Below are 18,328 nucleotides of genomic sequence, written 5' to 3' on the forward strand. Positions count from 1 at the left end.
CGCCCCCTCACTCCGGCACGGGCTGATTCAGGAGCAGTTCTCCCTGTCTTCGGATGATTACCGGCCGTGTACCGGAAATGCTGAATGATTTCAGGAGGGATTGTTACATTACCGGCAACGCCGGCGCAAATCTGCGCGCCGGAAAGTGAGAAAAGAAATCCTTCCTTTCTCTTTCCTCTTTTGTCCGGAAAATGCGTATCCGACGTAACGCGTTAACTTTCTCTCGAAGAAGTTAACCGGCTTAGAGTCATTAAGGACATTCTCGACAAGCAACTAGCAACCCACCCCTGCTGAGTGTCTCGGTATTTCCGGCCGGAACTGAAAGAGCAGGAATATTAATTTAACTGAGTGACTGCGGTGGATGCTGCTTATTCAATCATATTCTACTCAACGAGAATCTTAACAAAGGACCCGTTCAGCCAGATTCTTGAATATGCACAATCACTGCTGACCCTAAGCATTTTCAAAGGAGGCTTAAAACGGCTTTGCATAACCTTGTCTTGAAAAACGAATTCTACCGTTCTTGTTTTCAAACTAATAAATGTACACGTTTAATGAACTATGCGGTTCTGTTAAAATAAAAATCTAAGCAGGGAGAATTAACATGCGAACGCTGACTGAAAAGAAACGAACTGACATTCTGAATGCGGCCACGACCGTTTTTATCGAGCAGGGCTACGAGCGCGCCTCCATGGAGGCTGTAGCAAGAACTGCAGGGTGCTCCAAAGCCACGCTTTATAATTACTTTTCCTCCAAAGAAAGTCTCCTTGAAGCCGTTGTCAGGACCTACGGCACCAATTTTCTGACACGGGCGGCAGACGATATATACAGTCATGAAAATCTTCATCTCCCTTTATCTGACAGGCTGCAGCGCTTTGGTGAAGGCATGCTGGGTGCCATGACGTCTGACTGGAAGGGATTACAGCTGTATCGCATGGTAATCGGCGAGGCAGGTCACTCGGACATCGGAGACATTTTCCATGAGTCCGGCGTTCGTGAAAGCATGAACGCTCTGGCGGCACTGATGGAGCACCATATTGAAGCCGGCGACCTGCTGCCCGCCCGGCCAGACCTCAGGGCAAAACAATTTTCTGCACTGGTCAGGGCCGAGGCTGATGAAATTTTTCTCCTGCATAGTATGCCGGTGTATACGCGCAGCGACATCATCACGATGGTGAAAAGCGCTGTGGAGATCTTCGTAGCGGGCGCCTCTCCTCGCTGATACCGTCAGACTGGCTTAATTTTTAACATAAGTGATTGACTAATCATAAGGCATAAGTGAACTGATACGTACAGTTTAATTATGAGGGTACAACGATGTCATATCGCTTTGTAGTGGTGGCCGTCCTGGCCTTGAGTTCGCTTTTACTGAGCGGCTGCGTTTCGTTATTCTGAGGAGCTGACATGCGTCTTGTTTACAGTCTCGTTACGGGTATAGCCGTGCTGATGCTCTCCGGTTGTCTTTCCATCGGCAGCCACATCTGAACCTTATCAGCCCGCCCTCCAGGCGGGTTTTTTAATGCTGACTGTTAGCAGCTAAAATGACGCGCCCGCCAGCATGAGTACAATCAGACCGCTGATGGCCAGAGCCACCAGAATTTCTGCGAGAAGCAGCGTTATCAATGAATTCTGGCGGGTCCCCCAGGCACCTTCAGCATATTTTCGCCCGCGAATGGCTTTCAGGCGCCTGATACGGATGACTTCGGATATATTACTTATTACGCGCCACCACATAATCATGACGGTTGCAGTAAGAGTGCCAAATAAAATCAGGATACTTATCATGCCCCAGTCCATCCAGGATGCGTCACCTCTGATTCCCGACAGCTTTTTTACCATTGGACCCTCCCCTTTTAAAGTCGCTGAAGCCTTCTGCAGGCAATACCCGTGATTACCATACTGATAGTGCGTATAGCATTCATATAAGGGTGACGTTACTGAGAACCAGCATAGTCAGCGCGCACAGCGCATTGACTGCAAGGCATTCTGTCCCCGGAAATATTCGCAACGGCCCTGAAGGCCCACTACTCTCTTACGGCATAATACCGTGCCCGACGCTGCACGGGCCGGCAAAGGCGATTCATCTCCCGGAGGCGGGATACGGCCCGTAGCAAGGTGCACGCCCCGGTCAGGAACATGACCCTTTTCGAGAACCATTGCCGGGGCGACAGATTCTCCAGGTCATTCGCTGACAGCCACTCATTCATCAGGCAAAACGGATGCCATATTCGGTGAGGAAGCCACCAGCCATAAAAACAAGTACTAGAGCAGCTCTGATAAGTAACACCTTCATGCCTCTGCTGCCGCCGCGTAACGCCGCAGAAAATCAGCCGTTCTTCGCCTGACTTCTTTACGGAGATGCGGCTTGTGCTGATGAGTGCCGTTCATTACTTTCATTAGTGCCTCCGCCTGCGCCAGGTAGTCGCGCGCCATTTCACCGGATGGGCGGCAACGCAACTCTCCGCGCAGCATCGCCGTATCAATAACGCTGCGCGCATAGTCCGCTGCTGGTGTAAAGGAGTACCGATTCCGGGAATCATCTCTGCCCATAGCGTCTCCACACTTCTGCAGTGCCAGCATCATTCTTATCAGCCTTCGCCGCACCGGCAGGCCGGAATAGCGGAGAGGCAGACTCCAGACAAAGCCGCCGCTTTCACCGTTCTCTTTGAATTCAGGTGCCGGCCATTCCTCACTCCTCGCCGGCCTGATCACCTGCCGGGCTCGTGAAACGTAGGTGATGTCCGAAGACGAAAGATCCGGGTAAATGTAAAGCATGCCGCGCTCCTCTTCTGAAAGTTACAGACACGAACTGAAACATTTTCTTGACAGAGTCATAATAAACCACATTAACTATACCGTACAGTTCATTTATAAAAAAACTTACCGGAGATTTTATGGTTCGTCTGACACAACAGCTTTCGCACGCGCTTATTCTGACCGCCGTCATTATCGCTGCGGGGTGTTCTTCCACTTCACCAGTAAAGTATACCGACATCGGGGCCACGTCCCGAATGACGCCCAACACGGCTGACGACAGCGACCGAATCCCCTTTCGCTACGCCATCCCCGTTGACTGGAGTAAATACCGCAACATCATACTGGACCCCATAGAAATCTATGGCGGCAGCGACGCGCAGTTTAATGACCTTTCACAGGAAGATCGGCGAAATCTGGCCGACTATATGCAGAAGAAGTTTGCAGAGGTGCTGGCGCAGAAGTTTACCGTCAACGACAGTGCCGGCACTGCTCCCTCACTCCGCCTGAAGCTGTCGCTGACCGGCGCGGAGACCACGCCACAGGTTGTGGGCACCTTTACTAAATTCGACCTTGCCGGCGGGCCTTATAACATCGTTCAGTCTGTGCGAGGCGGGCGCGGACTGATGAGCGGGTACGTTAACTATGCCGTTGAAGTAAAAGACGACGCTACGGGCGAGCTTCTCCTTGCCTACGTAGCGGAGCAGTATCCTAACGCCATGAACGTGGGTGCAACATTCGGTTCAATGAGTGCGGCAGAAACGGGGGTAGACAAGGGTGCAGAGCAGCTGCTGGAAAAAATTAGCCTGAACAGTCGGTAGGTAAAAAACTGCCTGTACACCAGAGTGAAATCAGTTTAACGGTCGCAAAAATGAAAGTTTAAGTAGCGTTGTACCCCGTTCTTTAGGCACAAACCGCGCACTTTAATTGGTTTGGTAGTGACGTAAACACAATGTCGCAGTAAGAAAACGTCTGGTAAAGTCAGGCTCCTCGCCAGCAATAAGCGCCGTTACCAGAGAAAAGCATTCCTGCGCCAGACGAGGAATATCCTGCTTAACGGTATCAATATCGATAGAAAGCGAGTCATAGAGATAGTGGTCGTCAAAGCTGGCCACGCGGATATCACAGTCAAGTAAGTGGTGCTGACTCATGTAGCGCAGCACCCCTTCCATCAGGCCGCAGGCAGCGGTGAATATAGCTTTAGGAGGACGCCCCAGTTGGGCACAGAGCGCGGCGAACATCTCATAGCCGCTGCTGGGATGGTAGTTGCCGTTGATGATCCACTCTGGGCGCGGCGTGATCCCTGCTCTCTCCAGCCCCTGCTTAAAGCCAGCAAGACGGTCTTTGGTAGGTGAAAGACGAGGCTGTCCGCCGATAAAATAGATCTCATCGGGGTTAGTACGGGCCAGCCGCTCGACCAGATCTGCAGTTGGCGTTACAGCTTCCGTCACTACCAGTGGTAGCTGTGTATCACCCATATAGCGGTCAAACAACACGATCGGGAGCTGCTCGCTCAGTTTCACGTAATCGCTGTCGCTGAGCATGCTGGACGCCACAATCAGTCCGTCGACCTGTCGCGCCACTAAATTATCCACCACGACCCGCTCCTGACCAGCATTTTCATCCGTACAGGAAATAAGTAGCTGTAAGCCCGCCTCGCGACACAGGTTTTCCAGCGCATGAGAAAAAACCGCAAAGCCATGGTTGGTTATTTCGGGCACCACCAGCCCCAATGTGTGGCTGCGATTATCACGTAACATCCGCGCATGGATGCTGGCCTGATAATGATGTTCGCGCGCGAGCATAAGCACACGCTCCCGCGTCTCTTTTGCTACACGTAGCTCTTTGCCCCGCCCGTTTAGCACCAGGCTGGCAGTCGCTTTAGAAACGCCCGCCAGCGAAGCAATATCAGCAATGGTAACGCGTTTTGTTTTTCTCACGTCAATGCATCAGTCAATGAAACAATGACTTATTCTATCACGGTGTGACGCAACGGCCAGTATCGGGCTTCTACTTCTGCGTCTCCGATCAGGGTTAATTGCGCCGCCTGCGCAGGAAAGTATCGGCTGCTCATTACGCTTTCTCCATCGTTGATAAAGATCTCTACGCTGGAATGGTCACACAAAATCTGCAAATGGCTGACGGCGCCCCGCCAGTATCTGTATTGCCACTCACAGCTTTCAAGGCTGCGCCGGGCAAGGCGTAATCCTTCCTCGTGCCATTTCAACTGCAAGGTGCCGGAAAAATCCAGCGTGATTTTACCCTGTGCCGCAATCATTATCTCAAGGCGCTGCGCGCTTATCACCGGCGCCTCCGCTGCCCGCCCCTGGAAGTAATGTTCCTCGCCGCGCAACACCTTCAGTTCTTCTATCGGCCGCTGCAGGAGGCGCCCCTCCCGCGTTCCGAGCTGTCGAACACAGGTCATCTGATGGATCCAGCCATTCGCGATAGTGGGCTGGCGCATCTCTTCACCATCCGGCACGCCCATCCAGCCAATCAGCAGGCGCCGCCCGTCAGTGCTCAGCGTGGTCTGTGGCGCATAGAACTCAAAACCTGAATCCAGTTCATTCAGTGGTCCATGGGTATAACTGGCCGCTACATAATCGAGAGTGCCGCCGGTCCACGTACAAGGATGCGCGTTAAGAAAACGGTGTTCCTCACGCTTAATGCCCTGCGGGCAGCTAATAAGGAAAGTCGTGTCATCAAGGCTAAACATATCAGGGCACTCCCACATGTACCCGGCATCCGTCAGTCCGTTCAGCCCGCTGCCTGCGATCTCACCCAGATTGTGCCAGTGAAGTAAATCCGCAGAGCGTAGCAGAAGTACTGTTCCCTGTTTCCGGTTATTTTGTGCGCCCAGCACCATATACCACTGGCCAGCATGCTGCCAGACTTTTGGATCGCGGACATGGCCTGTATAACCCGCCGGTAGCGGGATAATCGGCCCCAGCTTATCAAAACAGCCCGTTTCATTTTGCACGGCCAGACACTGCCAGGCAGTGCGTGAACCGTCGTCAAACTTGACGTTGCCAGTATAGATAAGCGTCAGCACGCCACTATTATCGACGGCGCTCCCGGAGTAACAGCCGCTTCGGTCATACTCTTGATCGGGCATCAGCGCAATTGGCTCATGCTTCCAGTGAACCAGATCGCCGGAGCTCCAGTGGCCCCAGCACTTATGTTGATGCTGACAGCCCAGCGCATTCCACTGATAGAACAGATGGTAGCGTCCTGCGAAGTGGATGAACCCATTCGGGTCGTTGAGTAACCCGGTCACCGGGGCAAGATGAAAGCCGGGATAGTACGAGTCGCTAATCGCTTTTGGCTGGCCGCGCATCACGGCATGCAGGATGGCGGGGAGCAATGCTGAGGAGTCCATTAGTCTGCGTCCGTTTTGTATTTGAGCAGTAAAGATAGGATAAACGCGGCGCTGAACGCGATAACCATTCCTATGGCGTAATTGAGCATTGAGCTTGCCTGTACGATGGCCAGACCCGGAATGCCGGTTAGCCCCACTGCGGTCATTGAAACATTTACGGAAACCACCCAGGCTCCGCCCAGTGCACCGCCTACCAGTCCAGCAATAAATGGCTTCATAAAGCGCAGATTAATACCGAAAATGGCTGCTTCCGTAATGCCCAGTAGCGCGGAGAAACCGGATGGCAATGAAATAGCTTTAATCTTCACGTCTTTGGTCTTGAACCATACCGCCAGGCAGGCACCCCCTTGTGCCACGTTGGCCATTGCCCAGATCGGCAGCAAAAAGTTTACGCCAATTGAGGGGTTGCCGAGTAAGCCGGCTTCAATCGCGTGGAAGCTGTGATGCACACCCGTAATGACAATCACCGAGTAAAGACCGCCAAACAGTAATCCTGCCATCCAGCCAGCATGAGCAATCAGTGTGCTGAGCACAAAAGAAATACCATCCCCCAGTAAACGCCCCGCCGGGCCGATGACCAGCAGAGCAACAAAGCCGGAAATAATCACCGTCATGAATGGCGTCAGAATCAGATCCAGTGCATCCGGGATGACCCGGCGCAACTGTTTCTCCAATACGCTCATAAACCACACTGCCAGCAGTACCGGGAATACGGTGCCCTGATACCCAATCATCGCCACTTCTATACCGAAGAAATTCATGGTGTGGAATCCGGCCGCCACGCCCCAGGCGTTTGTCAGCGCCGGGTGAGTCAGGATGCCACCCAGCGTAGCGCCGAGGAACGGGTTGCCTCCAAACTCGCGCGCGGCGGTGAAGCCAATCAGGACAGGAAGAATGATAAAGGCTGCTGAGCTGCACATATCCAGCATGATATAAAGCGCATTATCAGGATTCACCCAACTGTAGGTTTTTACCATTCCCAGCAGGCCCATCAGCAGGCCAGATGCCACAATAGCCGGAATAATGGGTACAAAAATATTCGACAGCAGACGCGCAATACGCTGGAAAGGATTAAGTTTACGCGCGGCGATGTCAGCAGCTTCTGACTTGCTGGCTTCGCTGATACCGGCTTCGCGAATAAAGGCAGAATAGACTTTGTTCACCACGCCAGTGCCAAAGATCACCTGCAGCTGTCCTGCATTGCGAAAACATCCCTTCACACCTTCTATTTTGCCGATCGCGACGGTATCCGCTTTTGCATCGTCTGACAGTACCAGTCGCAGTCGTGTTGCACAGTGTGCTGCACTGGCAATATTCTCCCGCCCCCCGAGCAGCGGCAGTAGCGCGCGGGAGATGTGTTCAAAATCCATTATGACCTCAGTTTTTCGTTTTTATGCCATCAGTGAGAAACATGGCCCCGGGGGGGGCCGCATAATCAGAACCAGGTTTCCATCTGCACGCCGAAGTTCCACTCGCCACCGGCGCTGAAGCCGCTACTGCCAAAGGCATCATCGCTTGCGTAGTTGTCCAGGCGGTGATCCCAGTCCATCCAGCTGGCGAACAGGCGGATTTCCGGGCGTTTCAGAAATTCACCCACGTCACCAGCTTTCAGCGTTGGCGCCACGGTAAGTTTATAGAAGTTACCGCTGACAGCACTGCGGTTGTTGTAGCCTTCAGGGCGCAGGTCCATATACTGGTAAGAGCCCTCATACTGCATTTCGAAATTCTGCGTGATCTCCTGTATCAGCCTCAGGTTGGCGGTAGCCCACTCATAGCTGTCGCCTCTGACGTATCGATCTTTACTGCTCTGCGCCAGCAGCGCCGGGGCGATATGCCAGCCACCACCGAGCGGCGTCATTCCGAAGCTGGCAAGGCGCCAGGTATCCGCTTCCGGCAGGAGTGCCCCATCGGCACCTATAGTTTTTACTTCGGCACCCAGTCCATGACCGTAAAGCAGCGCCGTTTTTGCTGAGCCTTCACGCAGGCCATAGAAGCTGTCGCTGTGCAGGCCGATCAATCCATGCAAACCACTGTTTGCCGCATCGCCTTTGACGCGGTTCCCATCAATGTCACTACGTGCATTGTTATCTTTTGCGCGCATCCCACTCACCATCAGCTGCAGCGGGCCAACAAAGTTATTCAACGTCAGAATATAGTTTTGCGCGGTATTCTCGTTGTTTTCGATATCACCAAAAGTGCGCCCGTAAACTGACAGATTGCTGCGCACTTCTTCGGCCCACTTCACGTCATAGATGCCCGCGCCGGTGCCGGCGAGAAACACCACGTCGGAGTCGATCCAGTGAATGTCGAAGTTGTCACGGTCAAAGCGCTTACCAGCCCAGACAGTGCTGTCTTTGAACGCACCGGTAAACGTGGGTAATTGACCAAGTTCCACAAACGCCTGCCGCACATTGAGATCGCTGCTGGCAGCACTCCAGTCGTTATAGGTTCGCTGACCATCGGCCAGCATCGCTTTGAAACGGGTAGTGGCACCGTTGGCCAGGACCTGCTTGTGTTCGAGATTGAGTTCAACGTAGGTATCCGGCTCATTGCCAAGACGGCCAGTGTGACCGCCGGTCTCACCCGCTGGGGTAACGGTGGGACCGCCCTGCGTTTTTGCAGCAGAGCTGTTCATCAGCAACCCGGAGCGGGCGTATCCATGAAATTCAAATTCACCTTCTCCGCTGTTACCTCCGATGGGCTTGTTCTGCTCCGGTCTGACAGGACGCTGCACGACGCTACCGTTAATGCCAGTGTTTTGCTGCTGTGCAGTGGCGAGCTTTTGTACCTGGTTTTCCGCTTCCTGCGCACGGTATTCCGCTGCACTGGCACGCTGTTCAGCCGCGGTCAGTCTTTTTTCCATTGCCGCTAGGCGTGCTTCGATACTCTGGGTATCGGGCGCCGCCCATGCTGAGTCAGCAGCTAATAACGTACTAAGGGTTAAAGCAATTAGAGTTTTATTCACTGTTTTGCATCCCAGAGGAAAGGCTGTCATCAACTATTTGTAATGTTGCTAAACCGGTTTAGGCCTGCATCATAGTCGCCCCAATTTTGTAAGCGCAACGAATTTTGCTAAACCGATTTAGTTGATGTGAAGTAAGTCGCAAAACATGAAGGGGTAGATCTATCGGGAGAGGTGATCCTGGAGTTGATGATAGTCAGGCAGAGCCGTCATAGCTCCTTTGGCCATAGTCGCCAGCGCGCCACAGATCTGGGCACACAGCAGACGATCGGTAAGCTGATCACCATCAGCAGGCATGCCATACTGCGCCAGTCCCCATAACAGGCCGGCAACAAAAGCGTCGCCTGCTCCTGTTGTGTCCACGCTGTTGACCGCTTTAGCGGGATGATGAGTGAGCGTACCGTTGTGCCAGCCGCGCACGCCGGCGCTACCTTGGGTTACCAGCAGTAAGGTAACCGGTAAGCGCTTCGCTAGAAGCGCAATACCAGCATCCACCTCCGTGCAACCCGTTATATATATCAGCTCCTCTTCAGAGAGTTTCCCCACATTCGCCAGTTGTAGCGCCTGATCAATGCAATGTCGGAGCGCCGCTTTCTCAGGCCACAGATCCAGACGTATATTGGGGTCAAAACTGACAAAGCCCCCAGAATCCCGTATACGCTGCATGGCGGTGAGCGTAGCTGTTCTTGAAGGCTCTCTCAGCAGCGCGATTGAGCAACAGTGCAGCCACTCTGAAGGTTGAAAATCGGGAAGGTCATCAATTTCAAGGAACAGGTCTGCACCGGGTCGAACCATAAAGGTGAATGTGCGTTCTCCCGCGCTGTCCAGCGATACCAAGACCGTTGAGGTACGCTGCGCAGGGTCTGTTCGCATGTAAGAGACATCAACATTCTCCTGCTGCAATGTCTTTTTCATAATCTGTCCGAAGGGATCGCTTCCTACTCTCCCAATAAAGCCACTGTTACCGCGAAGGCGTGCAACACCTACCGCTACATTTGCGGGCGCGCCGCCCGGACACTGCAGCAAGCGCCCATCCGTATCAGGTAATAAATCAACTACCGCATCGCCCAGACACCAAACACGCGTCATCGTCATTCCCCTCAATCTGTGCTAAACCGATTTAGCTAATAAAAATGATTATGCATCAAAGTTATGATATGTCGCTAGTGCCAGATGATCACGAGCGCCCACAGCCTCTTTCGAATTATTAACTTTTACCCTTCTGCCGCGCACTGACCACGAGGTTTTGGCTGAGAGCGCTATCATCGCCACATATATAACGTGACCAACAATGTACGCCTGAACATACGCTGTTAACTCTGACTGCAATACGATATCTACATGTTATGAGAGCAACTTATGCGTCGCGAGATGAGATGCAGACGGTACTGCATCAGATGGATCGGGATGGCCCAATCGAAAAGTCAGGGCAATGTACACGGTACTGGCCAGCCTCAGGCCTTAAACGCCCCCCTCTAACCTTGCCAGTTTCAGCGGACACGACACTCTAGGGAGTAAAAAAAACAGCGGAAAAAGCGAAGAGACTACCGGAAGATATAAGAACTGACCTCACCACCTGCAGAAGAAATCCCCGCTGTCGATTGTGGCATCATCCCGACTGTGACGGCGCCCGGTCAACCGCTACTCTGTGGCCATTCTCAACGGCACGGCAAAACTGCGCCAGTTAAATTTTGACAGCGAAGGTTCGTTCGACCTTTCTTTAGCGGCATACATCCCCGCCACGGATTTCCTATGCCTCAAACAATGTTCTCCCGCAGCAACAATCGGAGGCTGTTACTCGCTGGTATCGTTGGGGAATCAGAACGAGTTTGCCAGCACTTACAATGTACACGAAAAAAGCCGCAGCGCGGCTTAGAAGTTAATCTGATTTTTTATCAGCGGGTTCAATAAGCGATTCGATAAATTTCTTTTGCTTATCATTGAGCTTAAGTTGCTTTATTTTTTGTATATCAACGAGCTTAGTGGGCCCATTCACTTGGGCTACTGGTTTATTCTTACCGTTCTCATTGGCGAATGAGATAGCGGTAAATACCACCCCCCAAAATAAAACACAAAATAAAAAAACCATTATCCATGTCTTTCTTCTTATGTTTTTCAATAGCCCTTACTCCAAAAATGCCAAACGAATTACTAAGACAAATCTTAAACTAAGAAAGTTCTTAATTAGTGGGAAATAAGACATATAGTGCAGAGACGCTCGTAATTTTCACCAATTAAAAGCATGATATACTGCATTTGTTGCTTTTAACAACATATTTAAACATATCATATCAGTAATATCTGATAACTTTCTCATTGATTTATAGCAACTACAAAGTGCCTTCACCTGACTACTGAGGAGCAAACACTAACTGTTGATGGCAGTGCTCTTTCCGCTTTACTCTCGACCTTACAAGTAATATGTCAGAGGCCATGCTGTGTATTTAAGTGATTCGCCCTAAATATTTTCTTTAAGAGCATTTTTTATAGATTTTATTCCCCACCTTTCCTCCAGAACTAATGAGAAAGTATACCCCTCAACCTGTATACGGATAGATTCTTTGAGCTTTAAATATGAGATGGTTAATGGGCTGTAATGTTAATTCACTGATCCTGTCGTGAGCTTTTACGATCCGCTTCATTTTGTGAGTTTTACTATTGTTGTAATCTCTTTTGCCTGGTTCTGCTGCAAGTCGTTCTATCAGTGCATTCTGTCGATCGTTGCATCACCACTGCTGATAAAGTGTGAGGGTATTATAGCTTGATTGAATTTTAAACAGTTTGTCGCTTTCAGTATTTTCCGCGTATCAGGTATTACACAGCTCCTTATGACCGTCATGAAGATGCCCAAAAGGGTCGCCGTTCATTGGCATAAGGTATTGAGGTGGGAAAACGCACCATCCATAACGTCTGAAATCGCGCATCGAGACGGACATTTTTCCACCACACACAATTTCACCTGCGCATAGCCACCCACCTGTGTTTTCAGGCATTCTTACGCAGGTACCGTCAGGTGCATTAAACTGCTCTCCAGCCGCGCACCAACTGATTAATGTGACAGATTTACCGATATTTTCAGGATTTACTGAGTCAATAACCAGGGCAACGCAACCTGCTTCAAGTACTGCTTTCATTGGTCTCTCTCCATATGATTTCATTTAGGCCGGAGTGACTTTCATAGCTAACCGCAAGTCTGACATCACCTGCCAGTAAGTTTGGTTTGAACTTCAGATGCGTCCGGATCCGGCTATAAATATCATAGGGTCATTATAGATATCCTAGAATGACGTCAGTCATTTCACGAAGATATGCCTTAAGCGCATAATCGGACCTGTTATTACAGAGCACGACTGATGAAATCTTAAGCTTCAGTTCGGCAAAGCGTGCTTACCTGTCGCTGATGACTCTGGATTGTTTATTACGGCGGTCATGACCGGAAGTGGTTCATTAGGGTCGATACCCTCAGATTAAGCGAGTGCCTTACCGGACAATGTTTTCTCTAGCATTTATTTGTCTTTCAGTTTTCTATTACTTGCGTTCTGGGTTTCGTTTAACACACTCAGGTGTCAGAAAAGCGCTGCAATATCTGATGATACATAAACTGAATTCGGCAAAACATATGTATGCCCGCCTGTTATGGGGAAAGCTACGTTTATCCTGGCTGAACCTCATGACATTCAACAGGTTATAACTGCCGAACACATCTTTTCCTGATGAATTCAATTTCCTATTTGAGCAACATGACCTCACCCTTCGTAATACATGAAAACAGGGTCTGATATCTTTTTATCGCGCTCTCAATTTCCCTGGTGCAAAAGTCAGTTATCTGTGAGGGTATGCCCAGGAATGATCAATGCCTAAAGTTGACAGTGTCCCGGTAACAGCCAGGCAGACTAATAACAGAGCAAAAATCCCTACTCCCAAAGTCTCAATTACTTTAAGAAAATGATGCGTAGTCATAAATATTCCTCTTCAGTTGATATGTTTGAAACGTACCTAATGAAAGTAAGATGTTACCGGTAAAGAACAAGAAAAATTTACACGATGAAACATAAAGGAGAAATTATTGATTTTTTTGCGTTGCGAAAATCCCCTCCATCCGCAATCCTCGAACAGCCATGATCACGCTGTTCGATGTAGCTTAAATGTTGATTACAGTGAATATTGTTTTCAAAGCATGTGTTTATCGGTCATGACTATGAAAGTGGGAATTTAACATGCGCAGAAGCGGAGGTCGTACTTCAGACAGAGTTTACGTATGTATATCGCAGCATGGTATAGCTCCGGTTTCTCTGCTGAAGGATGGAAGCCAAAATCTGCCCCTCGGTGTCAGATAACACAACAGAATAGTAACCTGCTTAGCGGATCTTTAATAAACATCAAGCCTCTCTCAGTAGATATTCAAAAAATAATCTATTAAAGCCTGTTGAGATTACGTCGATAATACATTGTTGATTTTTTTATTAACTTTTATACCAGGGCTCATATGACCATTACACAGCGATTATTGATGGCGTTTTTTTTGTTGGCTGTATCTCTCTTATCGATTGTTGCCGTTTCACTTGCAGTGATTTCGGGCTTTCAGGCGCGATTCGAATATGTACAGGCCAATGCGATACCGAGTATCAAGGACCTGAACAAATCCATAAGTACCACGAATCAGCTGGGTATTGCGCTGTACCGTCATCAGACGGCTTTAACGAAAGCTGACCAGGACGCCGCACAAGAAAGGATCAACGACCTGCTTCACACACTGAAGTCACTTACTGATTATTACATGGCGAACGATATCTCCAGTGACGAAGATAAGGCTATGACTGAGCAGGCATTTCGTAACATTGATGCCGTTCGTGCTGCCCTGCCCGCGTTCTTAGCTGCCTCAGGCAGTAATAATGATGATGCGGTTTCTTTGGCTCTACTCAGGGGGGACAAAGGTGTGGGTGCTGCCACGAGAGAAATGGAGTCACAATTCACTAAACAAATAGATTTAAATATTCAAATTGGTGATGGACTACGAGTCGTTAATAAGAAAATTTATTCTCAGACGTTCTGGATAATGACCTCTGTATCGGCAGGAGTTATCCTGGTTCTTGGCATATTTTGTATCAATATCGTTCTGGGTATAAAGCGCAGCCTGAACAATCTTCAAAACACAATAACTGACGTCAGCAACCACCTTGATCTGACGCAAGTGGCTTCCGTGATCAGAAATGATGAAGTAGGAAAGACGGCATCGGCGTTTAACAATCTGCTCAAAAGGGTCTCCTCAACGCTTTTATCGGTGAACCAGGCGGCACACTCAGTCAGTACGGGGTCAACACAGATTGCCGCAGGAAACGAGGATCTTTCATCTCGTACAGAACAACAGGCGGCGTCGCTGGAACAGACTTCTGCAAGCATGGCTACCCTGAGCGATTCTGTTCGGCAGAATGCTGAGGGAGCTTTTGAAGCAAGCACACTGGCAAACAATGCTAATGATTTATCCCGTCAGAACAGGAGCGCAGTCAGTGGGATGCTGGAAACCATGTCCTATATCCGCGGGAGTTCAGCAAAAATTTCTGAAATTACGGGACTGATTGAAGGAATTGCTTTCCAGACCAATATTCTGGCGCTTAATGCTGCGGTAGAGGCCGCGCGCGCCGGTGAACATGGAAGAGGGTTTGCGGTTGTTGCCTCTGAGGTGCGTAATCTGGCACAGCGTTCTTCTACTGCTGCACGTGAGATAAAGGACCTGATTTCACTTTCCGTTTCTCAGGTCGAACAAGGGCTTCAGCAGGCAACGCATGTTGGCGGTAACACAGAGAACGTCACCAGTGCGATTCAGCAAGTTGCAGACCTGGTTAATGAGATTGCGGCCGCAACATCTGAACAGAGCAAGGGCATCGAGCAAGTCCATCTGGCCATCGGGCAGATGGATGAGGTCACCCAGCAGAACGCCTCTTTGGTTGAAGAGGCTTCTTCAGCCTCAAAATCACTCCAGGAACAGGCTGAAACACTGTCAGGACTGGTGTCCACTTTCATCCTTGATAAAAATCAGGCCCATGCCGGGGTAAGTGTCAGGCCGGTAATCAGAAAAAAATTACAATTGCAAAAAATGCCTGATGTGATTGCTGCTAATGTGAGTAAAGTAAACTGGGAAAGTTTTTAAATTCTCCGGCTATTCTTTAAAAACAGGTTTATCATAAGCGCTGGTACGCCAGCGCTTTCCCGAGTTCTTATAGTTAATATTTATGAATCTGAATCTTCTGCACATAAAATATTCAGAACAGATATGACAAGCTAATACTGTTAAAATTAGCTGACTTGTTACGGATAGCTGTCCTGCTTCAACAGGAATAATCAATCTTAAAAATGGTATTTTCATCAAATGTCCAGAGTCAGAAAGTTGAAGATTTTATAGAGAACAGCACAGTCATTTATCTATTTTGGATTCATAAAACTGTACACAGCGTTGATTTCTAAATGTCCGATACTGATACTCCATTCAACCAGCGTCCTCGGGGGTACACCATCGCCGATGTTAATTATTAGTAATCAAAGAATAAGACCTTGAAAAAAAATCGTATCTAAAATTCGCCCAAAGAAACCTTAAATTATAAATAAACAGTGACTTTTTCAGTACTGGGATTTCAGGGTCATGACTGCCTTATCTATGAACAGTAGGTAGCGTTGCAGGAGAACTTACGCCTGTTAACCCGAGCTGTTTGCTTTAGCTGCAGGGCATTATTATCAACAGAAAAATTCTGAAATCCTGCGCTGACGACAAGTCCATGATAAGGCCATTTTAGTACAGTTATTGTTACAACTTAATTTAATTCACTGAACTTCTGACTGTACGCGCCGATATGACATATCAGTCTTATTTTTGTGCCGATGTAAATTAACCAGGAGAAATAATGTTCAAAAAATTACTACAAAAAAAGCCTGCCACAGTACAGGTTAAATCAGCTATATCTGAAGTACCAGATATTCAAGAGCGCTACGCATATCACAGTGATACTGAACTACTGAAGTGTGTGATGGAGATAGGGCATGAATGCGTCTGGTACATTGAGTCACCCGACAGGTACAGTGATTCGCCCGTATTTTTATCGCACTCAGCCCGTCGTCTTTTAGGTCTGACCCCTGATGAAGAAGTCGGAACGCATTCTCTTATGCAGAGAGTTCATACACAGCATCAGGATGCTTTCACAGATTTCGTTTTCTCTTCACTCAGCCATGGTCCGGCTAAGAAACCGCTTCAGTGCATGGTCAAAACTGACAAAACCAATTTTCAGTGGTTTCTATTTCAGGCAAAGTACTGTGTGGAATTTTCGCCTCCGCGCTTAGTAGGCATTATCAAAAATATTGAACAGCAGACCACTCAGGCACGTCTTTTTGATATTGTTTCCACGCGCTTTGACCTGTCGCGGGAAATGCTCAACGATGGACTTTGGGATCTTGATATCATTGGAGGCAATCCGCTTAATCCTGATAACGTCTTCTGGTGGTCACCGCAGTTCAGAAAACTGCTGGGTTTTGAAACTGTCGAAGAATTTCCGGACGTGATGGACAGCTGGGCTTCACGCCTTCATCCGGATGACAGGCAGGCTGCACTTGACGCTTTCGTTAAGCACCTGATGGACTACAGCGGCAAGACAGGTTTCGATATAGAATATCGCCTTAAGCTTCGCAGTGGTGAATACCGGTGGTTTCAGGCTCGCGGTCAGACAAAGCGCGCGCACGACGGTACTCCGCTCCGTGCCGTCGGGGCGCTGATTGATATTCAGGCCCGAAAAGACCGACGGCTGCATGAAGATAGCGAGGTCAGGAGGAACATTCAGACAGCTGAAGCAGCGAAAGAAATTGCCGAACTGGTCTCAGAGAACGGAAATATTGCTGCACAGATCAAACTTATCTCTCTCAATGCCAGTATCGAAGCGGCAAGGGCGGGTATACATGGGCGTGGCTTCTCCGTAATTGCCAGTGCTATCAGAGGACTTGCGGAAAGGACGGCAGATATAACAGGACAAATTTCCCGTCTACAGAAACGCATACAAAGTTTTTCTGATAGTACTGACTAGTTTCATGAGCATTGATTCTCTGACGTTACTTAACCTTATTCACGGACTGACCTTTGGACCTTTTCATCTGATGAAGGATCAGGAAGGTATACAGCCTTATGTGTTCGAACCTCTTTTAGCAGAAGTGCGCCTTTGCTGATTGATGAACAATTTACGTCAGCCTGCCAGAGCGTTTTGATTGTGAGGGTCTGGCTGGATCAACTTGCTTATGGTTAACCAATAAGCTGCCTCTTACCGCCTGATGATTCACATTGGGCCTTTTGGCTGAGATCTGATACCAGAATGCAGACTGCGTATTTAAGACGAGATGCCTGGTTAAGTGCCTCCTCCTGGTCTTGAGCATGGCTAACTGCTTACTCACACAGGAATGTGAGTAAGCACAATTGAGGAATTAGTTGAATACCATTCCGCCATCGATGAGTAGCGATTGGCCGGTCATGTAGTTGGAATCAGGCCCCGCCAGGAATGACACACAAGCGGCCACATCTTCCGGCTCGGAGAGTCGGCCCAGCGTAATTCGTTTTGCAAACTCTTGCGTGCCAAAGCCTGCTGGCTCCCCCGCAGCTTGAGAGATTTGTCTGTCAATGGATTCCCACATGGGGGTTTTTACAATACCCGGACAGAAGGAGTTAACAGTAATACCTCGATTTGCAAGGTCTTTTGCCGCCGTCTGCGTGAGCCCGCGAACGGCGAACTTACTGGAGCTGTATACGGCCAGATCCGGATTCCCCACATGCCCTGCCTGAGAGCAGGCGTTGATGATTTTACCGCCATGTTTCTCCGCGACAAACGCGCTGATTGCTGCCTGCATACCCCAAATCACACCCTTGACGTTGACATCATAAACCTTATCGATGATCTCCTCGGTGATATCCGCTATAGGAGTTGATGGCGCAATACCAGCATTGTTCACAATTACATTAAAATCCCCCAAAACATGGCGTGCTTCATTAACGGCATGAAAGACCTGCTCGCGCTGGGTGACATCAACCCTTAGTGCTATAGCTTTTCCTCCCGACCGGACTATCTCATCAGCGACATGCTGTGCTGTTTCGACATTGAAATCCGCGATGGCAACCGCAAAGCCGTCTTTAGCCAGGCGTATGGCAATAGCTGAGCCGATACCCTGGCCGGCTCCGGTCACAAATGCGACTCTGTTTTTCATAATAT

Annotated in this window: 13 protein-coding genes; 4 read left to right on the plus strand and 9 right to left on the minus strand. The window is 49.3% G+C overall.

The genetic code is table 11. The annotated features are described in order from the left end of the window. Positions 1–604 precede the first annotated feature (604 nt). Positions 605–1,222, plus strand: a complete 618-nt coding sequence (locus tag F3J38_RS21775) for a TetR/AcrR family transcriptional regulator (RefSeq protein WP_167141919.1) — start codon at positions 605–607, stop codon at positions 1,220–1,222. Between the two features lie 314 nt (positions 1,223–1,536). Here F3J38_RS21775 and F3J38_RS21780 read toward each other — a convergent pair whose 3' ends face one another. Then, entirely contained in the window at positions 1,537–1,839 is a 303-nt protein-coding gene (locus F3J38_RS21780) for a hypothetical protein (protein ID WP_240156057.1), read from the minus strand. A gap of 450 nt (positions 1,840–2,289) precedes the next feature. Continuing rightward, positions 2,290–2,775, minus strand: a complete 486-nt coding sequence (locus F3J38_RS21785) for a hypothetical protein (protein ID WP_240156058.1) — start codon at positions 2,773–2,775, stop codon at positions 2,290–2,292. A 119-nt stretch (positions 2,776–2,894) separates the two neighbouring features. Between F3J38_RS21785 and F3J38_RS21790 the strand changes: the two genes are divergently transcribed. Next, on the plus strand, positions 2,895–3,575 hold the full coding sequence (locus tag F3J38_RS21790) for a DUF3313 domain-containing protein (protein ID WP_167141922.1): 681 nt from the start codon (positions 2,895–2,897) through the stop codon (positions 3,573–3,575). A gap of 102 nt (positions 3,576–3,677) precedes the next feature. On the opposite strand, the gene F3J38_RS21795 is transcribed toward F3J38_RS21790, so the two are convergent. From F3J38_RS21795 to F3J38_RS21820, 6 genes are all read right to left on the minus strand, one after another. Continuing rightward, positions 3,678–4,694: a substrate-binding domain-containing protein gene (locus F3J38_RS21795; protein WP_034823415.1), complete on the minus strand. Its 1,017-nt coding sequence runs from the start codon at positions 4,692–4,694 to the stop codon at positions 3,678–3,680. Between the two features lie 29 nt (positions 4,695–4,723). After that, entirely contained in the window at positions 4,724–6,133 is a 1,410-nt protein-coding gene (locus F3J38_RS21800; protein WP_167141925.1) for a sucrose-6-phosphate hydrolase, read from the minus strand. Continuing rightward, positions 6,133–7,503, minus strand: coding sequence for a sucrose-specific PTS transporter subunit IIBC (locus F3J38_RS21805; RefSeq protein WP_167141928.1), 1,371 nt, complete (start codon positions 7,501–7,503; stop codon positions 6,133–6,135). The genes F3J38_RS21800 and F3J38_RS21805 overlap by 1 nt, the downstream gene beginning before the upstream one ends. 65 nt (positions 7,504–7,568) lie before the next feature. Next, the gene (locus F3J38_RS21810; RefSeq protein WP_167141931.1) at positions 7,569–9,098 is read right to left on the minus strand and encodes a carbohydrate porin; all 1,530 of its coding nucleotides are present in this window, start codon (positions 9,096–9,098) and stop codon (positions 7,569–7,571) included. A 159-nt stretch (positions 9,099–9,257) separates the two neighbouring features. Continuing rightward, the gene (gene cscK, locus F3J38_RS21815) at positions 9,258–10,184 is read right to left on the minus strand and encodes a fructokinase (protein ID WP_167141935.1); all 927 of its coding nucleotides are present in this window, start codon (positions 10,182–10,184) and stop codon (positions 9,258–9,260) included. A gap of 1,718 nt (positions 10,185–11,902) precedes the next feature. Next, positions 11,903–12,229 (minus strand): hypothetical protein, encoded by a 327-nt coding sequence (locus tag F3J38_RS21820; protein ID WP_167141938.1) that lies wholly within the window; start codon positions 12,227–12,229, stop codon positions 11,903–11,905. A gap of 1,352 nt (positions 12,230–13,581) precedes the next feature. Here F3J38_RS21820 and F3J38_RS21825 point away from each other — a divergent pair. Together F3J38_RS21825 and F3J38_RS21830 are read left to right on the plus strand one after the other, a co-directional pair. Further along, positions 13,582–15,243 carry a methyl-accepting chemotaxis protein gene (locus F3J38_RS21825; RefSeq protein ID WP_167141941.1) on the plus strand — a complete coding sequence of 554 codons (1,662 nt, stop codon included), beginning with the start codon at positions 13,582–13,584 and terminating at the stop codon, positions 15,241–15,243. A 748-nt stretch (positions 15,244–15,991) separates the two neighbouring features. Continuing rightward, on the plus strand, positions 15,992–17,158 hold the full coding sequence (locus F3J38_RS21830) for a methyl-accepting chemotaxis protein (protein WP_167141944.1): 1,167 nt from the start codon (positions 15,992–15,994) through the stop codon (positions 17,156–17,158). Positions 17,159–17,549: 391 nt separating this feature from the next. Here the strand turns inward: F3J38_RS21830 and F3J38_RS21835 are convergent, their stop codons facing one another. Further along, the gene (locus F3J38_RS21835) at positions 17,550–18,323 is read right to left on the minus strand and encodes a (S)-acetoin forming diacetyl reductase (protein WP_034823407.1); all 774 of its coding nucleotides are present in this window, start codon (positions 18,321–18,323) and stop codon (positions 17,550–17,552) included. Between the last annotated feature and the right edge of the window lie 5 nt (positions 18,324–18,328).

Source organism: Candidatus Pantoea formicae, from assembly GCF_011752625.1.
GTDB classification, from domain to species: Bacteria; Pseudomonadota; Gammaproteobacteria; order Enterobacterales; family Enterobacteriaceae; genus Pantoea; species Pantoea formicae.

Bases quoted from the DNA above. Each gene is read 5' to 3' on its own strand.
- F3J38_RS21775 (WP_167141919.1), top strand. From the start codon at position 605: ATGCGAACGCTGACTGAAAAGAAACGAACTGACATTCTGAATGCGGCC.
- F3J38_RS21780 (WP_240156057.1), bottom strand. From the start codon at position 1,839: ATGGTAAAAAAGCTGTCGGGAATCAGAGGTGACGCATCCTGGATGGAC.
- F3J38_RS21785 (WP_240156058.1), bottom strand. From the start codon at position 2,775: ATGCTTTACATTTACCCGGATCTTTCGTCTTCGGACATCACCTACGTT.
- F3J38_RS21790 (WP_167141922.1), top strand. From the start codon at position 2,895: ATGGTTCGTCTGACACAACAGCTTTCGCACGCGCTTATTCTGACCGCC.
- F3J38_RS21800 (WP_167141925.1), bottom strand. From the start codon at position 6,133: ATGGACTCCTCAGCATTGCTCCCCGCCATCCTGCATGCCGTGATGCGC.
- F3J38_RS21805 (WP_167141928.1), bottom strand. From the start codon at position 7,503: ATGGATTTTGAACACATCTCCCGCGCGCTACTGCCGCTGCTCGGGGGG.
- cscK (WP_167141935.1), bottom strand. From the start codon at position 10,184: ATGACGCGTGTTTGGTGTCTGGGCGATGCGGTAGTTGATTTATTACCT.
- F3J38_RS21820 (WP_167141938.1), bottom strand. From the start codon at position 12,229: ATGAAAGCAGTACTTGAAGCAGGTTGCGTTGCCCTGGTTATTGACTCA.
- F3J38_RS21825 (WP_167141941.1), top strand. From the start codon at position 13,582: ATGACCATTACACAGCGATTATTGATGGCGTTTTTTTTGTTGGCTGTA.
- F3J38_RS21830 (WP_167141944.1), top strand. From the start codon at position 15,992: ATGTTCAAAAAATTACTACAAAAAAAGCCTGCCACAGTACAGGTTAAA.
- F3J38_RS21835 (WP_034823407.1), bottom strand. From the start codon at position 18,323: ATGAAAAACAGAGTCGCATTTGTGACCGGAGCCGGCCAGGGTATCGGC.